This is a genomic window from Chromobacterium phragmitis, assembly GCF_003325475.1.
GTDB lineage: Bacteria > Pseudomonadota > Gammaproteobacteria > Burkholderiales > Chromobacteriaceae > Chromobacterium > Chromobacterium phragmitis.
Window position 1 is genome coordinate 1,693,853 of sequence record NZ_CP029495.1, and the last position, 19,245, is coordinate 1,713,097.

Consider the following 19,245-nt stretch of genomic DNA (forward strand, 5'->3'; position numbering starts at 1 on the left):
GCCAAATGGCGGCTGCTAACCCGAAGAATATTGGAAATTGCATCCTCCATAACCGCGAGCCCGCCATGTTCAACGCCCTCACCATCGCCAAGCGCCTAGCCATCATGGTATGTGCGCTGCTTGCCATTCCCGTGCTGGTCGGCTGGTATGGCCTCCACACCCAGGAAGGCATACTGGGAGACTTCGCCACCACCTACAACGACCGCGTGGTCTGCCTGAAACAGCTGAAAACCGTCGGCGACGGCTACGCGGTGGGCATCGTCGACAACGCGCAGAAGCTGCGCAACCAGAGCCAGACCGCGGCCGGCTTCCTCGCCAACCTGCAAAAAGCCCAGGCCGACGTCAAACAGCAATGGGGCGACTACCGCTCCACCTATCTGACGCCGGAGGAAAAGCAGCTGGCCGATCAGGCCGAAGCGGCGATGGACAATGCCAACCGCAGCGTGGAAAAGCTGAAGCAGATCGCGCAAGCCGGCGACGCGGCGGCGCTGCAGCATTACGTGGATCAGGAAATGTATCCGGCGCTGGACCCGGTGTCGCAGCGCATCGCCGCGCTGGTGGACCTGCAGCTGCGGGTGGCGGCGCAGGAATTCGCCCAGTCCCGGCAGCGCGCCGCCTGGAGCCATGCCGCCAATATCGCGCTGATCATCATCGGCGTGGCGGTGGGCGTGCTGCTGGCATGGATCATCGTGCGCAATCTGCTGGCCGAGCTGGGCGGCGAACCGCGCGACGTCGTCGCGCTGGCGGGGCGCATCGCCGACGGCGATCTGGGCCAGAAGCTGGTGGTCAAGCCCGGCGACCGCCACAGCCTGGTCGCCTCGATGGCGCAGATGCAAAGCTCGCTGATCCAGCTGGTGCGCAATATGCAGGGCATCACCCTGAAGCTGTCCAACAGCGCCACCGAGCTTGCCGCCGCGTCGGAACAGGTGGCCAGCAGCGCCGAGGAGCAAACCCGCGCCGCTTCGTCGATGTCGGCGGCTGTGGAGCAGCTGTCGGTCAGCATCTGCTCGGTCAACGACAACGCCAGCGACGTGACCCAGGATTCGGTGTCCAACGGCGAGCTGGCGCAACAGGGCGAGGCCATCATCGACGAAACGCTGCAGACGATACGCCGCGTCGCCGAGCAAGCACGCTCGTCGCAGCAGCAGGCGGACCTGATGGGCAGCCGCTCGCAGGAAATCGCCAACGTGATCCAGGTGATACGCGATGTGGCCGAGCAGACCAATCTGTTGGCGCTGAACGCCGCCATCGAGGCCGCCCGCGCCGGCGAGCAAGGCCGCGGCTTCGCCGTGGTGGCCGACGAGGTGCGCAAGCTTTCTGAGCGCACCTCCCAATCCACCACCGAGATCAGCGGCAGCATCCGCGAGATGCTGGACAGCAGCCAGCACGTGGTGGACAACATCCATCACACCGTCGACCAGATGGAAGTGGGCCTCAGCCAGGCCACCCGCGCCCGCGAGGCGATCGCCGGCATCTCCGGCAACGTCGACCGGGTCAAGCAATCGCTGTCCACCATTTCCATCTCTCTGAACGAGCAACAGCAGGCCGGCACCAGCATCGCCGCCAATGTCGAGCAAGTGGCGCAAATGTCGGAGGAAACCAGCGCGGCGGCGACGCAAACCGCCGAGGCCGCCGGCCAGGTGGAACAGATGGCCGGCTCGCTGCAATCCGCGATCAGCCGCTTCAAGCTGCCGGCGGGCGGCCAGCCGCAGACAACGGACGCCACGCCCCAGGCGCAAGCCGCAGCCGCCTGGCAAGCCTGAAGCCGCTTGGCGGACGCCCGCCTGGACAAGCCATTTTCCCCGGGAGGCAACCCTCCCTTTACCTTCCTCTCTCTTTCCGCCCGCCCTGCGCGGGCGTTTTTCTATGCCGCCGCCGACACAACCGCAGATCCCGCGTTGCGCTGCCCGCGCCGGGCCAGGTTCGGATGCCCCGCTTGGCTTTGCCGGCGCGGCTTAGAGCGGCTAACAAAATTCAGTTTTACGCCTGAGGCAAGGCGCGCCGACGCAGACAGCACAAGGCGTACGCCAAGTCGGCGCAACGCAGCATCAGGATTTGTGTTGGCCGCGCTTGGCCAAGCCTGGCGACAGTATTCCCGTCAGGGAATGCGAACAGGCGCGCCACATCCGCGGCCAACGAAGACTCCCGCGGCGAAACCCGATCGCGTCAATTCGCCCATCCAATAATGCTGCATTGCAAAATTCGCAAAAAACAATTCCATTTTCACTTCTAATCATCGCCAACTGGTATTTGATTGGTTCATTTTCTCTCTCAATCAAATACCATTTCCAAAGCGCTACGCAAGGGACTTAAAATGCGATTGTTTGCTAATTAATAGTTTATTTATTGAAAACAATGATCATTAACAGCATTTTTATTAAATTAATTACCTTGCATGGCAACATTGCAACGCCATGACATTCCATTCCAACTGGAATTGTCTCATACCAATTGAAGACCAATATAAGACCATATATGGTGCACCCAGGACGTCCCACCTGAATTCGGCAATCGGACCTGGAGCAATATCATGCACAAGCAACGCGTCTTATTCCTGGTAGTTCTGGCCGCGCTATCCGGCCACGCCATGGCGGCGGAAGAATCTTCCGTTCCTCCCGGCAGCGACGGCCCGGCGTTGAAAGGCACCTCGCAAGCCATTCCGGAAAGCAATGTCTACGACTTGCTATCCAAGTCGGAAACCACGCTCAGCATCCAATATTACGGCCGCGATCGGCAGGCGCAGTGGGATGATCCCAGCAAGCAAAACCGCCACGACATCCACGTCAACGCGCTCAACCTGGGGCTGAATTTCAAATCCGGCTACGCCTGGGATCGCCTGGGCTTCGACGCCGCCGCCCATACCGCGATTCGCCTCGCCAACGGCCAAGGCTGGTCGGAAGTGCTGTACCACGATCTGAACGACACCAGCGACCCTGACGAAAACGGCGGCGGCAAGGACAAGAGCAGCGCGGTGCTGAGCCAGGCCGCGCTGAAATTCCGCCAGAACGGCGACGGCCAGGGATTCTCGGCGCGCGCTGGCTATACACCCATCAGCATCGGCACGCTGGGCACGTCTGGCGGCCTGCAGTCGCATGCCTATCGCGGTTTCGAAGGCAAATACAAGGCGGGCGATTTCGAAGCGGGTTACGGCTGGGCCGACCAGTTCCGCAACGAATGGGACACCCGCTTTCGCGACATGACCAACCAGTGGCACCAGAACCGCGCCCCTTACAGCGACGGCCGCAAGGTGGATTACGTCCACAGCATCGGCTTCCGCTACGCACCCGCCAATTATTTCGTCGACGTCGGCTTCGGGGAAGGCAAGGACTACCGCCGCAACGCGCAGATCGCCGCGTCCTACACCTGGACGCTGGGCGCAGACAAGCTGACCGCCACCGGTTACTACTTCACCGGCAAATACCAGACCGCGCTGTCCGGCATCGCCAATCCCAAGAACGAGTGGCACGCCAGCGGCAGCCTCAGCTACGCCACCGGCGGCTGGACGCTGATGGGAGGTTACGGCGCCACCCACGCCCCCGACTCCGGCGAGCTCAACTTCCGGCTGACGCCGTGGGGCAACTCCGACAACCGCAATTTCATCCAGACCTGGGGCCAGGACGATGACTTTGTCTGGGACGGCATGCGGGTCGTCAAGATAGGCGTCAGCTATGACTTCGCCAAGCTGGGCGTTCCCGGCTTGACCATGGGCGCCTCCGCCAACTACGCCAATCGCGTCAAAAACCAATACGACAGCGCGCGGCCGAACCTGGGCGACACCCACTTCAACGAGGTGGACTTGAGCGTGGCCTACACAGTGCAAGGCGGACCGTTCAAGGGCGCCAGCATAGGCGTCTACCCGGCCCAGCTGCGCACCCATGGCTTCACCGGCGACAAGAGCAACCGCAACGACGTGAAAGTGATCGCTTCCTACAGCAAAACCTTCTGATCTCAGCCGCAAGTGGCCGGTATGCCAGTACCGGCCATTTCGCCTATCGGCTCCGATAAGCCGAAGCCTCCAAGGAGAAACCGTCAATGAAGCTGAAAACCCTGAGCCTGTCGCTGCTGATCGCCGCCGGCCTCGCCGCGCCGCTGGCCGCCCACGCCGCCGACAAACCGGTGCTGGAAGTGTGGACCATGAGCCTGTCGCCCAAGTTCGACGGCTATTTCAAGGAGCTGGTCAGCAAGTACAACGCCCAACATCCGAATGTGGAAGTGAAGTGGACCGACTACCCCTGGGACGTGATCCAGGCCAAGTTCACCGCCGCCGTCGGCGCAGGCAAGCCTCCCGCGCTGGTCAACCTGAACGTGCCCTGGGCCTACGACTACCAACAGGAGAGCCTGATCCAGCCGCTGGACAGCGTGATCGACAAGAACCAGTACGTGGCCGGCGCGCTGAAGGACGTCACCTTCAACGGCAAGGTTTACGCCTTCCCGCACTACAACGGTGCCAACGTCATCACCTACAACGCGGCCCTGTTCAAGAAAGCCGGCCTGGACCCGAACCTGCCGCCCAAATCGTTTGACCAGGAGCTGCAGTACGCCAAGATCATCAAGGCCAAGACCGGCGTGGCCGGTTTCGCGCCGACCCTGGGTCCGACCAAGATCGAGGCGCTGCTGATGCAAAACGGCCTGGACGTGGTCAAGGACGGCAAACCGGCCTTCAACAGCCCGGCCCACGTCGCCTTCGTCAAGAAGCTGGCCGACGCCTACAAGGCCGGCGCGCTGCTGAAGGACAATCTGTTCTCGCAGGACAACTTCCAGGTGGCGATGGCAGCCTACAACAGCGGCCGCCTGGCCATGCTGGAGTCGACGCCCACCACGCTGACCCGCGTGCGCGACGAAGCGCCCAAGGTCTACCGCGACACCCGCGTCGCCGCCGCGCCGCTGGGCTCCACCGGCATCGCCGCCGGCGGCTGGATGTTCAACTTCGCCGTCGCGCGCAACGTGGACAAGGCGCTGCTGCCGGAAATCGGCAAGTTCGGCAATTACCTGACCAACGCCGACAACCAGCTGGCCTTCGCCAAGCTGGCCGGCACCCTGCCCACCGCGCGCAAGGCGGCGCAGGACCCGCATTTCCAGAAAGTGGCCAATAACGCCGGCCCGGCCGAACGCGCCGTCGGCATCGCCGCCGCCAATCTGGACAAGACCCGCACCCTGTTCCTGTCGGTGAAGAACGCCGACACGCTGTCGGCCAGGCTGTCGGCCGCGGTGGAAAAGGCTGTGACCGGCCGCCAGGACGTCAAGGCCGCGCTGGACGAGGCGGCCGCCTACTGGAACGGCAAGCTGTAAGCCGCCCGCTTTCCCCGTCCGCCGCCGCGCGCGGCGGGCAGGCGTTTTCGCAACCACACAGGGGATGCCGGCCATGCGCCATACCCGCAAGACCACCCTGCAAGCCTACCTGTTCCTGGCCCCGGCCCTGCTGCTGCTGGCCATCTTCTCTTTCTGGCCAGTAGGGTTCGGCTCCCTGCTCGCCTTCACCCGCTACAACCTGATAGACGCGCCGCAATGGGTGGGCTGGGACAATTTCCGCGATCTGTTCGGCGACGAGCTGTTTTTGTCGGCATTGAAAAACTCCGCGCTGTATCTCCTGGTGGTGCCGGTGATCCAGCTGCTGGCCATGCTGCTGGCAGTGCTGGTCAACAACAACCTGCCCGGCATCAAGCTGTTCCGCGCCGCCTACTATCTGCCGGTAGTCACCTCGGTGTCGGTGATCGGCATCATCTGGAACTTCATGTACACCGAGGACGGCGTGCTCAACGCCGCATTGCGCTGGCTGCATCTGATCAACGATCCGGTGGGCTGGCTCACCGATGACCACATCGCCTTGTTCGCGGTGATGTTCATCACCGTCTGGCGCGGCATCGGCTGGTATATGGTGTTGTACCTGGCCGGCCTGCAGGCGGTGCCGGCGGACGTGCACGAGGCGGCGCAGCTGGACGGCGCCAACCGCTGGCAGCGCTTCTGGCGCATCACCGTGCCTTTGCTCGCCCCCACCATCCTCTTGTGCTCCATCATGTCCATGCTGGCGGCGGTGAAGGCCTTCGAGGAGGTGCAGATCCTGACCAAGGGCGGGCCGATGCAGTCCACCTACACCGCGCTGTATTACGCCTACGAGTTCGGCATCAAATCGCTGAACTTCGGCCGCGCGCTGGCCGCCAGCCTGGTGATGTCGGCCTTCTGCATCGTGCTGGCCTGGCTGAATTTCCGTTACCTGCAACCGCGCGACCGCTGAGGAGGCGAGATGCATTCTTCCACCACCCTGCCCGTTCCGGCCGCCCGCGCGCGGCAGCGGCTGGACCGCCTGGGCAACCGCTCGCTCCATTATCTGGTGCTGGCCGCCATCGGCCTGATCACCGTCTACCCCTTCTGGTGGACGCTGGTGACGGCGCTGTCCGGCGACGGCGAAGTGTTCGCCTTCCCGCCGCCCTTGCTGCCCACGGCGCCGACGCTGGCCAACTTCCGCGAGGCCGTGTCCAGCATCGACATGCTGGCCTTTTACCACAACTCCTTCGCCATCACCGCGCTGACCGTGGCTGGCACGCTGCTGGTCAGCGCGCTGGCCGCCTACCCGCTGGCGCGCATGCCGTTTCCCGGCCGGCGGCTGGTGTTCGGCGCCATCCTGGCCACCATGATTCTGCCCAGCGAGGTCAACTTCCTGGTCAACTTCATCACCGTGTCCAAGCTGCAGCTGACCGACAGCTATAGCGGCGTGGTATTGCCGACCCTGGCCGGCGCGGTAGGCATCTTTTTGATGAAGCAGGCCTTCGAGGCGGTGCCGCAAGACCTGCTGGACGCCGCGCGCGTGGATGGCGCGTCGGAGTGGCAAATCTTCTGGAAGATCATGCTGCCGCTGTCGCGTCCGGCGCTGGCGGCGCTGACCATCCTCACCACGGTGTCGGCCTGGAACCAGTACATCTGGCCGTCCATCGTGATGTCCAGCCCGGACAAGTTCCCCCTGTCCGTCGGCGTGCTGTATCTGGCCGGCGCCTTCAGCTTCAAAACGCGGGTGGTGGCGGCCGGCGCGGTGCTGACCGTGCTGCCCATCCTGATCGTCTTCCTGTTCACCCAGCGCTACTTCCTGCGCGGCTTCGATGGAGCGGTGAAATGACCCTGAGCAAGGAACAACTGGAGCAACTGGCCGGCCGCTGCCTGATGGTGGACGTGGCAGGCCCGGTATTAAGCGAAGAAGAAGCGGCGCGGCTGCAACGCATGCGGGTGCGCGCCATCTGCCTGTTCCGCCGCAATGTGCCGGACGCCGCCTCTACCCGCCGCCTGGCGGCGGACCTCAAGCGCGCGCTGGGCGACGACATCCTGATCGCACTGGACCAGGAGGGCGGCGGCGTGATGCGCACGCTGTTCCTGCCGCAAGCGCCGGCCGCGATGGCGCTGGCCGCCGTCGGCGACGACGAGCTGGCCCGCCGCGTCGGCGGCGCGGTGGCGCGCGGGCTGAAGAGCCTGGGCGTCAACTGGAACTTCGCCCCGGTGCTGGACCTGAACAATAATCCGGCCAACCCGGTGATAGGCGAACGCTCCTTCGGCGCCGATCCCGCCCGCGCCGCCGCTCTGGCCCGCGCCTGGATGGAAGGCCATCTGGCCGAAGGCGTGGCCTGCTGCGTCAAGCACTTCCCCGGCCATGGCGACACCCATACCGATTCCCACCTGGACCTGCCGGTGGTGGACAAGCCGCAGGCCGAGCTGCGCGATTACGAACTGGCGCCGTTCAAGGCGCTGTCCGCCCACGCGCCGGCGCTGATGAGCGCCCACATCCGCTTCCCCAGCCTGGACCCGGAATGGCCGGCCACCTTGTCGCCCGCCATCCTCACCGGCCTGCTGCGGCGCGAGCTGGGCTTTGCCGGCGTAGCCATCACCGACGCGCTGAACATGAAGGCGATACGCGAGCGCTGGGGTCAGGCCGCCGGCTCGGTGCAAACCTTGAAAGCCGGCGCCGACCTGTCGCTGGTCTTGCAATTTCCGGAGGAAATGGAAGCCAGTTTCGAGGCGCTGCGGGCGGCCCTGCAAAGCGGCGAGCTGGCCCAGGCGCGGCTGGAAGAAGCCGCCGAACGGGTGGACGCCTTGATCCGCCGCTATCCCAGCCGCGACGATTACGACTACGCCGCCGAGCAGCGCGCGGCCGACGAAGCCTTGTTCGCCGACGCCTGGCGGCGCGCGTTGACGCCCTACGGCGACGCGCCCACGCTGCCGGCCGGCCAGCGGCTGCGGCTGGTGGTGCAGGATCAAGCCCCGTCCGACGGCGTGTCCGAAGCCGGCCTGTCCGCCAGCAAGCTGGTGGCCGCGCTGTCGCATCGCCACGCCTTGGAAGTGGTGCGCTTCCAGCAGCGCGCCGCGCTGGACTGGTCCACCTTGCCCCAAGACGGCGTATTCACCGTCCTGGCCTCCACCACGCGCGAGCGCTACGGCCGTCGCGAGCAGCAAACCTGGAAACCTGACTTGCATCTGGCATTATGGAACCCCTACGCCGCCGCCGACATCGCCGCGCCGGCCTTGATCAGCTACGGCTTCGCCGACGCCGCGCTGGAAGCCGTCAGCCGCCGCCTGGCCGGCGAGATCGCCGCCGCCGGCCGCCTGCCGGTGGAGCTGGGCCAACCCTATCAGGAGCAATGAGATGTCCCGACTCTCGCTGAAAAACATCCGCAAGGTTTACGACGACGGCAACGCCGTGATTCACGGCGTCAGCCTGGACATCCGCGACGGCGAATTCATGGTCTTCGTCGGCCCGTCCGGCTGCGGTAAATCCACCATGATGCGCATGATCGCCGGCCTGGAGGACATCAGCGCCGGCGAGCTGTGGATAGACGACAAATTGGCCAACGACATCGACCCGGCCAAGCGCGGCCTGGCCATGGTGTTTCAAAGCTACGCGCTGTATCCGCACATGACGGTGCGCGACAATATGGCCTTCAGCCTGAAACTGGCCGGCCACAGCAAGGCGGAAATCGACGCCGCCGTGCACCGCGCCGCGCTGACGCTGCAGATCGAACACCTGCTGGACCGCAAGCCCAAGGCCCTGTCCGGCGGCCAGCGCCAGCGCGTGGCCATAGGCCGCGCCATCGTGCGCAAACCCGGCGTGTTCCTGTTCGACGAACCGCTGTCCAATCTGGACGCGGCGCTCAGGGTGCAGATGCGCATCGAGCTGGCGCGGCTGCACCAGGAGCTGGGCAGCACCATGATCTACGTCACCCACGACCAGGTGGAGGCGATGACCCTGGGCCACCGCATCGCGGTGTTCAACGCCGGCCGCATCGAGCAGGTGGGCACGCCGCTGGAGCTGTACAACCGCCCGGCCAACCGCTTCGTCGCCGGCTTCCTCGGCTCGCCGAAGATGAACTTCATTCCCGCCCAGGCGCTGCGGCGCGACATCGCCGGCGTAGAGCTGCGGCTGCCCGGCGACTGCCGGCTGACCCTGCCCTTCGCCGAAACGGGAAGCGGCGAGCTGGCGCTGGGCGTCCGCGCCGAGCATCTTTACTTCGCCGAATCCGGCCTGCCGGCCACGGTGCAGCTGGTGGAGCATCTGGGCGACCAGCAGATCGTCTACCTGCGCCATGAAGGCGAAGGCGAGCCCATCGCGATGAAGCTGCCCGGCCACGAGGCCGAGCCGCGTCCCGGCGAGCGCCGCTGCCTGGCGCCGGATCCGCGCCATTGCCACCTGTTCGACGACGGCGGCCGGGCGCTCGCTCGCGTGGACGCATCGCTGCAGCAAGAAGCGGCGCTGATCGCGTGATGCCAGGATCAGCGGCGCTTATCCACAGCGCCGCTCAAACCGCCAACTTACCCACACCCCTCCGCCGCACACGCCCTGTCATTCTCGCAAAACCCGTAAACCTCGATTCGGCGAGATTATCCACAACGGTCTGGCAAATTCCGACTTGCCCACAGCCAATTCAATCACAGGAAAATCATGAAAAACCTTTGATTCGACTAAGTAATTATTCGTAAGACATGGCGAACTGCCCTACAACTAGAACAGCAATGTTCTTGTTCGGAGTATCACAATGGATCGCCAAACCTCTCTGGCCGGGCAACTGGCCGCCATCGTCGGCCTGGTGGTCGCCATTCTGCTGTTCTCCTCGCTGCTTTCGCTGTACCAACTGTGGGGCGGCATCCGCACCTTCCGCGACCAAGTGGCCGCCGACCAGCAAAGCGTGCAGCAGGTGCTGACCATGCAGGTGGACTTCAAGAAGCAGGTGCAGGAGTGGAAGGACACGCTGCTGCGCGGCCAGGATCCCGCCAAGCTGGCCAAATACTGGGGCAACTTCGAGAAGAAAGAACAGCAAGTGCGCGACGAGGGCAACGCGCTGGCGGCCCAGGCGCCGGACCCGCAGGCGCAGCAGTTGCTGCAGCAATTCGTCGCCGCCCACCAGAAAATGGGCGACGACTACCGCAAGGGACTGGACGCCTACAAGCAGGCCGGCGCCGACTTCAAAGCCGGCGACAAGCAGGTCGCCGGCATGGACCGCCCGCCGACCGAGCTGCTGACCCAGGCCAGCGACATGCTGGACAAGCGAGCCAAGGCCAACGCGATAGCGGCCGTCTCCAACGCCAACGCCGCGCTGTGGCGGGTCGTCGTCGTGATGGCCATCGGCACCGTGCTCGGCATCGCGCTGTTCCTGTACTACGTCCACCGCGTCATCGTCGCCCGCGCCCGCTCGCTGGTGGCGGACCTGACCCGGCTGGCCGACGGCGACTTCACCCAGCCGTTCCATCCGGGGCGGATGGATGAGATCGGCCAGATCGCCGCCTGCAGCGAAACGGTGCGCACCCACCTGGGCGCGTTGATCGCCGAACTGGTCAACGCCGCCAAGAAAGTGGGCGACACCAGCCACGAGCTGGGCCGCTCCGCCCGCTCGCTGGCCAGCGGCGCGGAAGCGCAGAACGACGCCATCGCCGGCAACGCCGCCTCGCTGGAGGAAATGGCCACCAGCATAGACACCATCGCCGACCAGACCGCCCGCATCAGCGACGACTCCCGCAACAGCGCGCAGAAAACCCGGGAAGGCTTGGACGAGGTGGAGCGGCTTCGCCGCCAGGCCGAGACCATAGACTCGGTGATGGGGCAGGTGGACCAGGCTTCGCAGGCCTTCCGCGACAGCACCCAGGCCATCGGCCAACTGACCAGCCAAATCCGCGACATCGCCGAACAAACCAATCTGTTGGCGTTGAATGCGGCGATCGAGGCGGCGCGCGCCGGCGAAATGGGCCGCGGCTTCGCCGTGGTGGCCGACGAGGTGCGCAAGCTGGCGGAAAACTCGGCCAAGGCGGCCAGCGAAATCAAGGCCGTGACCGAGCAGCTGAATCAGAACGCGCAATCGGTGGGCGGCACGGTGCAGAACGGCCTGGACGCCACCCGCCAGAGCCGCGACACCATGACCACGGTGATGAGCAATCTGCAGGCGGCCAACGACAGCGTGCAGGAAGCCAGCGGCGGCGTCGGCCAGATCCGCGACGCCATCGCCGAGCAAAAGAGCGTCTGCAACAGCATCGCCCAGCGCTTCGAAACCGTGGCGCAGATGGTGGCCGACAATTCGGAAGCCGCCGGCGAGCTGCACGGCGCGGTGGTCAGCCTCAACGGCCTGGCCGAACACATGCAAGGCATGGTCGGCAAGTTCCGCCTATAGCGCGGGCTCGGCGCGCCGCGGATCAGGCGGCGAAAACGGGGCTGGCGGCGTCCAGCCGGAAGCGCAACAGCGCGCCGGCATGCGGCGCCAGCTTTTCCTCCAGCCAGTCCATGCCGGCCTCGCCGGACGGAAAGCCGCCATCCGGCCGTTCGCTGACGAACACCGCGTTGCGGCTCTCCGCCGTCAGCTTGAAACGATCCGACTCCAGCCAGTTCAGGCAGCGGCACACCACCTCGCGCTCCCCGTTCAGCCAGGCCGCCTCGCCCGGCTGCGGCCGCTCGGCCTCGGTCCGGCCCAAGGGCAGGAAGCGTTCGTCGCCGCGCGCCAAATCCAGCGTCAACTCGCCGCCCAGCGGGTCCGCATCCTCGCCGCCGAACGGCGCCAGGCTGAGCAAGGACGCCTGGTTGTACAGGTCCACCAGCGGCAGGATGCTGCGCAGCTTGCCCTTTTGCGCCGCCTTCACCAGATATTCCAGCGAGCAGCGCGCCTTCTTGTCGCCCGGCAACTCGCGGTAGACGTCCTTCCAGCGCCGCAACAGCGCGTCCAGATCCACCTCGCTTTCCGGGAGCGACGGCGTCGTCGCCGGCAGCGCGGCGATATTCAAGTCCAGGGCCAGCAGCCCGCTCACTTCCATTTCCGGCATCCGGCTCAACAACGCCGGGCTCAACGCGATGCGCATCGTCCGCTCCTTCGTTTCCATCCCGCTCATGCTAGCCAAACCGGTGGCGGCAGTGAAACGAAAGCTTTTAATGGGTCATTAGCGCGGCGGCGAAATCTGCAAGACCCGGCCCGCACAAGCGCGGACACTGCGGGCATCCACACCTGAAGGAATGCCGCGATGCATGTCTCCTCCCTGGCCCCGGCGCAAGGCCTGGCCTCCCTGTCTCGCCGCGACGACTCTGCGGCGGCCTCCGCGTTGGCCGCCCGGCTCAGCGGGCTGGGCAATGTGCCGCTGGACCCGCCCGGTTTTCCCGCCGCGACGGTCAGCCGCCATGGCGGCGGCCTGTTCGACCGCATGCGCATGCTGCTGGCCAACCCTTTCGAGAAGACCTTGAACGCGCAGGGCGGCGCCGACCAGACCCTGATCTTCGACCAGAAACAGGCGGTGCTGACGCCCTGCCGCGCCGATTTGGCCAAGCTGGGCCTGACCGACATGAAAGAGGGCGTGTGCAACGGCTTGTCCTACACCTGGGCCGAAGAACAGCTGAAAACCGGCAACGGCGCGAACATGCTGCAATGGATAGGACAGGTGGCCGCCAGCGACAGCTTGGTCCATGGCCTTCGCGGCCAAGCCGCGCCGTCTCCGCACAGCCAGGCGCGCATTCCGTTGCTCAACCAGTTGAAGAAGATGCAGGACTTCCAGTTCAGCCAGTTCGCCAACACGGGCAGCGCCAAGCAGGACATGCGCAACTATCTGCAAGCGGTCCAAGATTGGAGCAGCCAGCGCGGCGTGACTGCCGGCGTGGACATCCTCAACCCCGGCGCGATGCCGGCCGAGCGCCAGCTGTGCGCGCGCCTGCCCGCGCATGGCGACGGCGCGCTGGTGTTCCGCACCGCCGAGCACACGATGGCCCTGTCCAGCCGCGGCGGCGTCTACAGCTTCTTCGAACCCAACTACGGCATGGCCAGCTTCCAGGACAAGAACCGCTTCGACGATTTCGTCGCCGCCTTCCTGCTGGCCGAAGGCCACAAGCCGCCGTTCATGCTGACCGAAATGAAGCTCGATCCCGCCGCCGCGCCATCGCCGACGCGGATGGCCATGCTGGCCGAGATCGGCTGAGACCATGAAAAAGCCCGGCGCAGGCCGGGCTGGGACAGGCAAACCAGGGCATCAGGCGCTCAGCGCCTCTCGCGGCGGCTGCGCGCGCGCGGCCAGCCAGGCATCCACCACCTCGGCGGCATTGGCCGGCAGGTGCAGCTTCAGCTTGGAGCGCCGCCACAGGATGTCCTCGCTGCGGGTCGCCCACTCGGCGTCGGCCAGATAGGCCAGCTCGGCTTCATACAGGCCCGGCAGCACCTCCTTGCCCAGGCCGTCCAGGTTGCCCGCCTTGCCGATCAGCTTGGCAACGCGGGTGCCGTAGGCGCGGGCCCAGCGCTCCGCCAACGCCTCCGGCAGCCACGGATGGCGCTGGCGCAGGCCTTGCAGGAAACGGCCGAAATCCGCGCCCGGCATGTCGCCGCCCGGCAACGGCGCGTCGGCGGTCCAGGTGGCTTTGCCGCAGCCCAGCAGCGGCGCCACCTTGTCCACCGCCTCCTCCGCCAGCTTGCGGAAGGTGGTGATCTTGCCGCCGAACACCGACAACAGCGGCGCGCCTTGCAGGTCCATTTCCAACGCGTAGTCGCGGGTGACGCTGGAGGCGTTGTCGGACGCGTCGTCCAGCAGCGGGCGCACGCCGGAATAGGTGGACAGCACGTCGTCCGGCGCGATCTGGCTGTGGAAATAGCGGTTGCTCATCTCGCACAGGTAGCGGATTTCGTCGCCGTCTATCGCCACCTCGTTCGGATCGCCCCGGTATTCGACGTCGGTGGTGCCGATCAGCGTGAAGTCCTTCTCGTACGGAATGGCGAAGATGATGCGCTTGTCCGGGTTCTGGAAAATGTAGGCGAACGGGTGGTCGAAAATCTTCTTCACCACGATGTGGCTGCCCTTGACCAGGCGGATGGACTTGCTGGACGGCATCGCCAGCTTGTCCTCGATCAGGCTCTGCACCCAGGGGCCGGCGGCGTTGACCAGCGCGCGGGCGCGCACTTCGAAGCGGCTGCCATCCTCCCGTTCCAGCGTGGCCAGCCAATGTTCGCCATCGCGGCGGGCGGCGACGCAGGCGGTGCGGGTGTGGATGCGGGCGCCGTGCTCGGCCGCGTCCATCGCGTTGAGCACCACCAGCCGCGCGTCCTGCACCCAGCCGTCGGAATAGACGAAGCCGCGCTTGAAGTCGGCCTTCAACGGACCGCCGGCCGGGTGGCGGGAGAAGCTGACGGTCTCCGAGCCGGGCAGCACTTCGCGGCGGGCCAGGTGGTCGTACAGGAATAGGCCGCAGCGGATCATCCACTCCGGACGCTGGTCCCGCGCGTGCGGCATCACGAAGCGCAGCGGCCAGATGATGTGCGGGGCGGCCTTCAGCAGCACCTCGCGCTCCTGCAGCGCCTTGCGCACCAGGCCGAACTCATAATATTCCAGGTAGCGCAGCCCGCCGTGGATCAGCTTGGTGCTGGCCGACGAGGTATGAGAAGCCAGGTCGTCCTTCTCGCACAGCAGCACCGACATGCCGCGCCCGGCGGCGTCGCGCGCGATGCCCGCGCCGTTGATGCCGCCGCCTATGATTACCAGATCGTAAATTTCCACTACGCGCCTCGCTGAAGTCCGGACTGGTCTGGCCAGCCACACTACCCAGAATAATTAAAAACGAACTAAAATTCAACATTAAATGTTCGTTTTGGGTTTTATATTGATCGTTTTACGTGCGAAATCTGTCTGTTTGGCGGCCTGCCGCTTCCTGGCCGCCGCATACACACTCAGGCCGCGGCCAACTTGTCCTGCCGATGGCCATGCCAGGTGGTCAGCCCCAGCAGCACGATGGCGGCGACGCAGGAACCGATCAGCAGCGCGAAGCCGCCGTCCCAGCCGAAATGGTCGACGGTGTAGCCGACCGCCGCGTTGGCGGCCACCGAGCCGCCCAGATAGCCGAACAGGCCGGTGAAGCCGGCGGCGGTGCCGGCGGCCTTCTTCGGCGCCAGCTCCAGCGCGTGCAGGCCCACCAGCATCACCGGGCCGTAGATCAGGAAGCCGATGGCGATCAGCGCCAGCATGTCCACGGTGGGGTTGCCGGCCGGGTTCAGCCAGTAGACGACGGTGGCCAGGGTCACCAGCGCCATGAAGAACACGCCGGTGGCGCCGCGATTGCCGCGGAACAGCTTGTCCGACATCCAGCCGCACAGCAGCGTGCCGGGGATGCCGGCCCATTCGTACAGGAAGTAGGCCCACGACGACTTGTCGACCGAGAAGTGCTTGACCTCCTTCAGATAGGTCGGCGCCCAGTCCAGCACGCCGTAGCGCAGCAGGTAGATGAAGACATTGGCCAGCGCGATGTACCACAGCAGCTTGTTGGGCAGGATGTACTTGCGGAAGATCTCGCGCGCGGTCAGCTCCTGCTCATGCTGGTCGCTGTAGTCTTCCGGGTAGTCGTTCCGGTAGGCCTCCACCGGCGGCAGGCCGCAAGACTGCGGCGTGTCGCGCATGGTCAGCCAGGCGAAGACGGCGACGCCGATCGCGGCGGCGGCCGGCACGTAGAAGGCGGCGCGCCAGTCGTTGAACCAGCCCATGCCCAGGATGAACAGCGGACCGATCAGGCCGCCGCCGACGTTGTGCGCGCAGTTCCAGATCGACACCACGCCGCCGCGCTCCTTCTGCGACCACCAATGCACCATGGTGCGGCCGCAGGCCGGCCAGCCCATGCCCTGGAACCAGCCGTTGAGAAACAGCAGCACGAACATCACCGCCACGCTGGACGTGGCCCAGGGAACAAAGCCCATCAGCAGGAACACGGCGGCGGACAACACCAGGCCGGCGCACAGGAACACGCGGGGATTGGAACGGTCGGACACCGCGCCCATCAGGAACTTGGACAGGCCGTAGGCGATGGCGACGCCGGACATGGCGAAACCGAGATCGCCGCGCGAGAAGCCCTGCTCCACCAGGTAGGGCATGGCCAGCGAGAAATTCTTGCGGACCAGGTAGTAGCCGGCGTAGCCGATGAAGATGCCGAGGAAGATCTGCCAGCGCAGCCGGCGATAGAGGGCGTGCTGCTGCTCGCCGGGCAGCGGGGGGAGATGTGGCGCGGGTTTGAACAGGCTGATCATTTACTTCTTTCCGAGTTGTGGTGCGGACAACCGCCATCCGCCGGCTCGGGCGAAACCATAAGGCGTCGCCCAGGGGGCGGATCGCTCCGGCGGGCCGCGCGCTCTGTCGGCGGCGGTTCCGCTTGGGCCAGTCTTGCGCTGGCTTGTGAAAACGCCGCCGTGCGGACACGGCGGCGTCGAAACAACTAGAACATCAAAGCGGCAGCGTGAAAGCCAGCGCCGCCAGCGCGCCGCCGATCAGCGAGCCGACCACCGGCACCCAGGCGTAGCCCCAGTCGCTGTCGCGCTTGCCGGGAATGGGCAGGATGGCGTGCATGATGCGCGGCGCCAGATCGCGCGCCGGGCTCATCGCGTAGCCGGTGGTGCCGCCCAGCGACACACCGATGCCCAGCACCAGCAGGGCCACCGGCAGCGCGTCGATCGCGCCCAGCGACATCTTGGGGGCCACCATCGACAGGATGGCGAACACCAGCACGAAGGTGGCGACGATCTCGGACACCAGATTGCCCGGCAGGCTGCGGATGGCCGGGCCGGTGCAGAAAGTGGCCAGCTTGGTGTCGGCGCAATCGGTGGTTTCATAGTGCTTGCGATAGATCAGCCACATCAGGCCGGCGCCGGCCATGCCGCCCAGCATCTGCGCGGCGACATAGCCCGGCACCTTGTCCCACGGGAATTTGCCGGCCACCGCCAACGCCACCGAAACCGCCGGATTCAGGTGGGCCCCGCTGATCGCCGCCACACTGAATACGCCGACGAACACCGCCATCGCCCAGCCGAAGGCCACCACGATCAGGCCGCTGTTATGGCCCTTGGTGTTTTTCAGCAATACGTTGGCCACCACGCCGTTGCCCAGCAGCACCAGCAAGGCGGTGCCGATGAATTCGCCCATCAAAGGATTCATGATTGTCTCTTTCCAACTTTATCTTGAGTTGCCCGCCGCTTGGCGCTGCGGGTCATGCCGTCATCGCCCGGGCACGGCCGGCAGCGAGTTGCGCCGGCCCGCGCGCCGTCAGTCTTGGTCGTCGGCCCACACCTTGGCGGCGTTGACCGCGCGTTGCCAGCCCTTGACGCTGGCGGCCACTTCGCCGGCCGGCATCGCCGGCTGGAAGCGGCGGTCCAGCTGCCACTGGCCCTGGATGTCGTCCACGCTCTTCCAGTAGCCGACGGCGAGGCCGGCCAGGTAAGCGGCGCCCAGCGCGGTGGTTTCGGTGATCTTGGGGCGCACCACGTTCACGGCCAGGATGTCGGACTGGAACTGCATCAGCAGCTCATTGACGGTGGCGCCGCCGTCGACGCGCAGCTCGGCGATGCTCATGCCGGCGTCGGCTTCCATCGCCTTCAGCACGTCGCGGGTCTGGTAGGCGATGCTGTCCAGCGCGGCGCGGGCGATGTGGGCGGCCTTGGTGCCCAGCGTGGCGCCGACGATGGTGCCGCGGGCGCTGGCGTTCCAGTGCGGCGCGCCCAGGCCGGCGAAGGCCGGCACCAGGTAAACGCCGTCGCTGTCCTTCACTTCCTGCGCCAGCGGGCCGACGTCGGCCGAGTGGCGGATGATGCCCAGGCCGTCGCGCAGCCACTTCACCACCGCGCCGCCGATGAAGATCGAGCCTTCCAGCGCGTACTGCACCTTGCCGTCCACTTTCCAGGCGATGGTGGTCAGCAGGTTGTTCTTGGATTCGATCGGCTTGTCGCCGGTGTTCAGCATCATGAAGCAGCCGGTGCCGTAGGTGTTCTTCACCATGCCCGGCGTGGTGCACTGCTGGCCGAACAGCGCCGCCTGCTGGTCGCCGGCGACGCCGGCGATCGGGATTTCGCGGCCCAGATGGGCGGCGTGGGTGTGGCCGTACACTTCGCTGGAGCTTTTCACTTCCGGCAGCATCGAGGCCGGAATGCCCATGATGTCCAGCAGCTCGGCGTCCCATTCCAGGGTGTGGATGTTGTACAGCATGGTGCGCGAGGCGTTGGACACGTCGGTCACGTGCACTTTTCCATGGGTGAAGTTCCAGATCAGCCAGCTGTCGACGGTGCCGAAAGCCAGCTTGCCGTCCCGGGCGCGGTCGCGCGCGCCGGGCACATTGTCCAGAATCCACTTGATCTTGCTGCCGGAGAAATAGGCGTCGACCAGCAGGCCGGTCTTGGAGCGGATCAATTCGCCCAGGCCGCGGGCTTTCAGCTCGTCGCAGAACTCGGCGGTGCGGCGGTCCTGCCAGACGATGGCGTTGTACACCGGCTGGCCGGTTTCGCGGTCCCAGACGATGGTGGTTTCGCGCTGGTTGGTGATGCCGATGGCGGCGATGCTGCGGCCGTCGATGCCGGCCTTGGCCACCGCTTCCGCGGCCACGCCCACCTGCCCGCCCCAGATTTCCTGCGGATCATGCTCGACCCAGCCCGGCTGCGGATAGATTTGGCGGAATTCCTTTTGCGCCAGCGATACGATGTCGCCGCCGCGGTTGAATAGGATGGCGCGGGAACTGGTGGTGCCCTGGTCCAGGGCCAGCACGTACTGATCGGTCATGACTTTCTCCTGTTTGCCGGTAAGGCGGCATGATGGACATGCCTGGGTATCGACGTTGCGCGAATGTTTGTTTTTTTGCTTATGACGTTCGTTTTATTTGCGGACAATTCTAGGCCTGATCAGAACCTTGTCAATCTTCCGGTAAAAAAAAATACATTTTCCGCGCCGCAACCAAACATCACCCCTATTCTGAAACCATTAAATTCCTTTGATATCAACATGATGAAAACTGTAATGCCGCGC

Annotated in this window: 14 protein-coding genes; 9 read left to right on the forward strand and 5 right to left on the reverse strand. The window is 65.4% G+C overall.

Going from position 1 to position 19,245, the window contains the following annotated elements; genetic code table 11:
* Positions 1-65: 65 nt before the first annotated feature.
* The 8 genes from DK842_RS08015 (at position 66) to DK842_RS08050 (ending at position 11,633) form a co-directional block, all read left to right on the forward strand.
* The gene (locus DK842_RS08015; protein ID WP_114060985.1) at positions 66-1,763 is read left to right on the forward strand and encodes a methyl-accepting chemotaxis protein; all 1,698 of its coding nucleotides are present in this window, start codon (positions 66-68) and stop codon (positions 1,761-1,763) included.
* 767 nt (positions 1,764-2,530) lie between these two features.
* On the forward strand, positions 2,531-3,946 hold the full coding sequence (locus DK842_RS08020) for an OprD family outer membrane porin (protein WP_114060986.1): 1,416 nt from the start codon (positions 2,531-2,533) through the stop codon (positions 3,944-3,946).
* A gap of 86 nt (positions 3,947-4,032) precedes the next feature.
* Complete coding sequence (locus DK842_RS08025) at positions 4,033-5,289, forward strand: extracellular solute-binding protein (protein WP_114060987.1); 1,257 nt, start codon at positions 4,033-4,035, stop codon at positions 5,287-5,289.
* A gap of 73 nt (positions 5,290-5,362) precedes the next feature.
* Positions 5,363-6,232 carry a carbohydrate ABC transporter permease gene (locus DK842_RS08030; protein WP_114063674.1) on the forward strand — a complete coding sequence of 290 codons (870 nt, stop codon included), beginning with the start codon at positions 5,363-5,365 and terminating at the stop codon, positions 6,230-6,232.
* A 9-nt stretch (positions 6,233-6,241) separates the two neighbouring features.
* The gene (locus DK842_RS08035; protein ID WP_114060988.1) at positions 6,242-7,108 is read left to right on the forward strand and encodes a carbohydrate ABC transporter permease; all 867 of its coding nucleotides are present in this window, start codon (positions 6,242-6,244) and stop codon (positions 7,106-7,108) included.
* Positions 7,105-8,622 (forward strand): beta-N-acetylhexosaminidase, encoded by a 1,518-nt coding sequence (gene nagZ, locus DK842_RS08040; RefSeq protein WP_114060989.1) that lies wholly within the window; start codon positions 7,105-7,107, stop codon positions 8,620-8,622. Before DK842_RS08035 ends, nagZ begins: the two co-directional genes overlap by 4 nt.
* 1 nt (position 8,623) lies before the next feature.
* Positions 8,624-9,739, forward strand: coding sequence for an ABC transporter ATP-binding protein (locus DK842_RS08045; protein WP_114060990.1), 1,116 nt, complete (start codon positions 8,624-8,626; stop codon positions 9,737-9,739).
* A 271-nt stretch (positions 9,740-10,010) separates the two neighbouring features.
* The gene (locus tag DK842_RS08050) at positions 10,011-11,633 is read left to right on the forward strand and encodes a methyl-accepting chemotaxis protein (protein WP_114060991.1); all 1,623 of its coding nucleotides are present in this window, start codon (positions 10,011-10,013) and stop codon (positions 11,631-11,633) included.
* 22 nt (positions 11,634-11,655) lie between these two features.
* Here the strand turns inward: DK842_RS08050 and DK842_RS08055 are convergent, their stop codons facing one another.
* Positions 11,656-12,312: a B3/B4 domain-containing protein gene (locus tag DK842_RS08055; RefSeq protein WP_168191852.1), complete on the reverse strand. Its 657-nt coding sequence runs from the start codon at positions 12,310-12,312 to the stop codon at positions 11,656-11,658.
* 159 nt (positions 12,313-12,471) lie between these two features.
* Between DK842_RS08055 and DK842_RS08060 the strand changes: the two genes are divergently transcribed.
* Positions 12,472-13,413, forward strand: a complete 942-nt coding sequence (locus DK842_RS08060; RefSeq protein WP_114060993.1) for a YopT-type cysteine protease domain-containing protein — start codon at positions 12,472-12,474, stop codon at positions 13,411-13,413.
* 51 nt (positions 13,414-13,464) lie between these two features.
* Here the strand turns inward: DK842_RS08060 and glpD are convergent, their stop codons facing one another.
* The 4 genes from glpD to glpK form a co-directional block, all read right to left on the reverse strand.
* Positions 13,465-14,976 carry a glycerol-3-phosphate dehydrogenase gene (glpD, locus tag DK842_RS08065; protein WP_114060994.1) on the reverse strand — a complete coding sequence of 504 codons (1,512 nt, stop codon included), beginning with the start codon at positions 14,974-14,976 and terminating at the stop codon, positions 13,465-13,467.
* Between the two features lie 170 nt (positions 14,977-15,146).
* Positions 15,147-16,490 (reverse strand): glycerol-3-phosphate transporter, encoded by a 1,344-nt coding sequence (glpT, locus tag DK842_RS08070; RefSeq protein ID WP_114060995.1) that lies wholly within the window; start codon positions 16,488-16,490, stop codon positions 15,147-15,149.
* Between the two features lie 193 nt (positions 16,491-16,683).
* The gene (locus tag DK842_RS08075) at positions 16,684-17,391 is read right to left on the reverse strand and encodes an MIP/aquaporin family protein (protein WP_021474963.1); all 708 of its coding nucleotides are present in this window, start codon (positions 17,389-17,391) and stop codon (positions 16,684-16,686) included.
* 108 nt (positions 17,392-17,499) lie between these two features.
* A complete protein-coding gene (glpK, locus tag DK842_RS08080; RefSeq protein ID WP_114060996.1) occupies positions 17,500-19,002 on the reverse strand; it encodes a glycerol kinase GlpK in 1,503 nt (500 codons plus the stop codon).
* Positions 19,003-19,245: the final 243 nt, after the last annotated feature.

Excerpts from the sequence above, each read along its gene's own strand:
- DK842_RS08055 (WP_168191852.1), bottom strand. The coding sequence starts at position 12,312 with ATGCGCATCGCGTTGAGCCCGGCGTTGTTGAGCCGGATGCCGGAAATG.
- DK842_RS08030 (WP_114063674.1), top strand. The coding sequence starts at position 5,363 with ATGCGCCATACCCGCAAGACCACCCTGCAAGCCTACCTGTTCCTGGCC.
- DK842_RS08025 (WP_114060987.1), top strand. The coding sequence starts at position 4,033 with ATGAAGCTGAAAACCCTGAGCCTGTCGCTGCTGATCGCCGCCGGCCTC.
- nagZ (WP_114060989.1), top strand. The coding sequence starts at position 7,105 with ATGACCCTGAGCAAGGAACAACTGGAGCAACTGGCCGGCCGCTGCCTG.
- DK842_RS08045 (WP_114060990.1), top strand. The coding sequence starts at position 8,624 with ATGTCCCGACTCTCGCTGAAAAACATCCGCAAGGTTTACGACGACGGC.
- DK842_RS08020 (WP_114060986.1), top strand. The coding sequence starts at position 2,531 with ATGCACAAGCAACGCGTCTTATTCCTGGTAGTTCTGGCCGCGCTATCC.
- DK842_RS08035 (WP_114060988.1), top strand. The coding sequence starts at position 6,242 with ATGCATTCTTCCACCACCCTGCCCGTTCCGGCCGCCCGCGCGCGGCAG.
- DK842_RS08060 (WP_114060993.1), top strand. The coding sequence starts at position 12,472 with ATGCATGTCTCCTCCCTGGCCCCGGCGCAAGGCCTGGCCTCCCTGTCT.
- DK842_RS08015 (WP_114060985.1), top strand. The coding sequence starts at position 66 with ATGTTCAACGCCCTCACCATCGCCAAGCGCCTAGCCATCATGGTATGT.
- DK842_RS08075 (WP_021474963.1), bottom strand. The coding sequence starts at position 17,391 with ATGAATCCTTTGATGGGCGAATTCATCGGCACCGCCTTGCTGGTGCTG.
- DK842_RS08050 (WP_114060991.1), top strand. The coding sequence starts at position 10,011 with ATGGATCGCCAAACCTCTCTGGCCGGGCAACTGGCCGCCATCGTCGGC.
- glpK (WP_114060996.1), bottom strand. The coding sequence starts at position 19,002 with ATGACCGATCAGTACGTGCTGGCCCTGGACCAGGGCACCACCAGTTCC.
- glpT (WP_114060995.1), bottom strand. The coding sequence starts at position 16,490 with ATGATCAGCCTGTTCAAACCCGCGCCACATCTCCCCCCGCTGCCCGGC.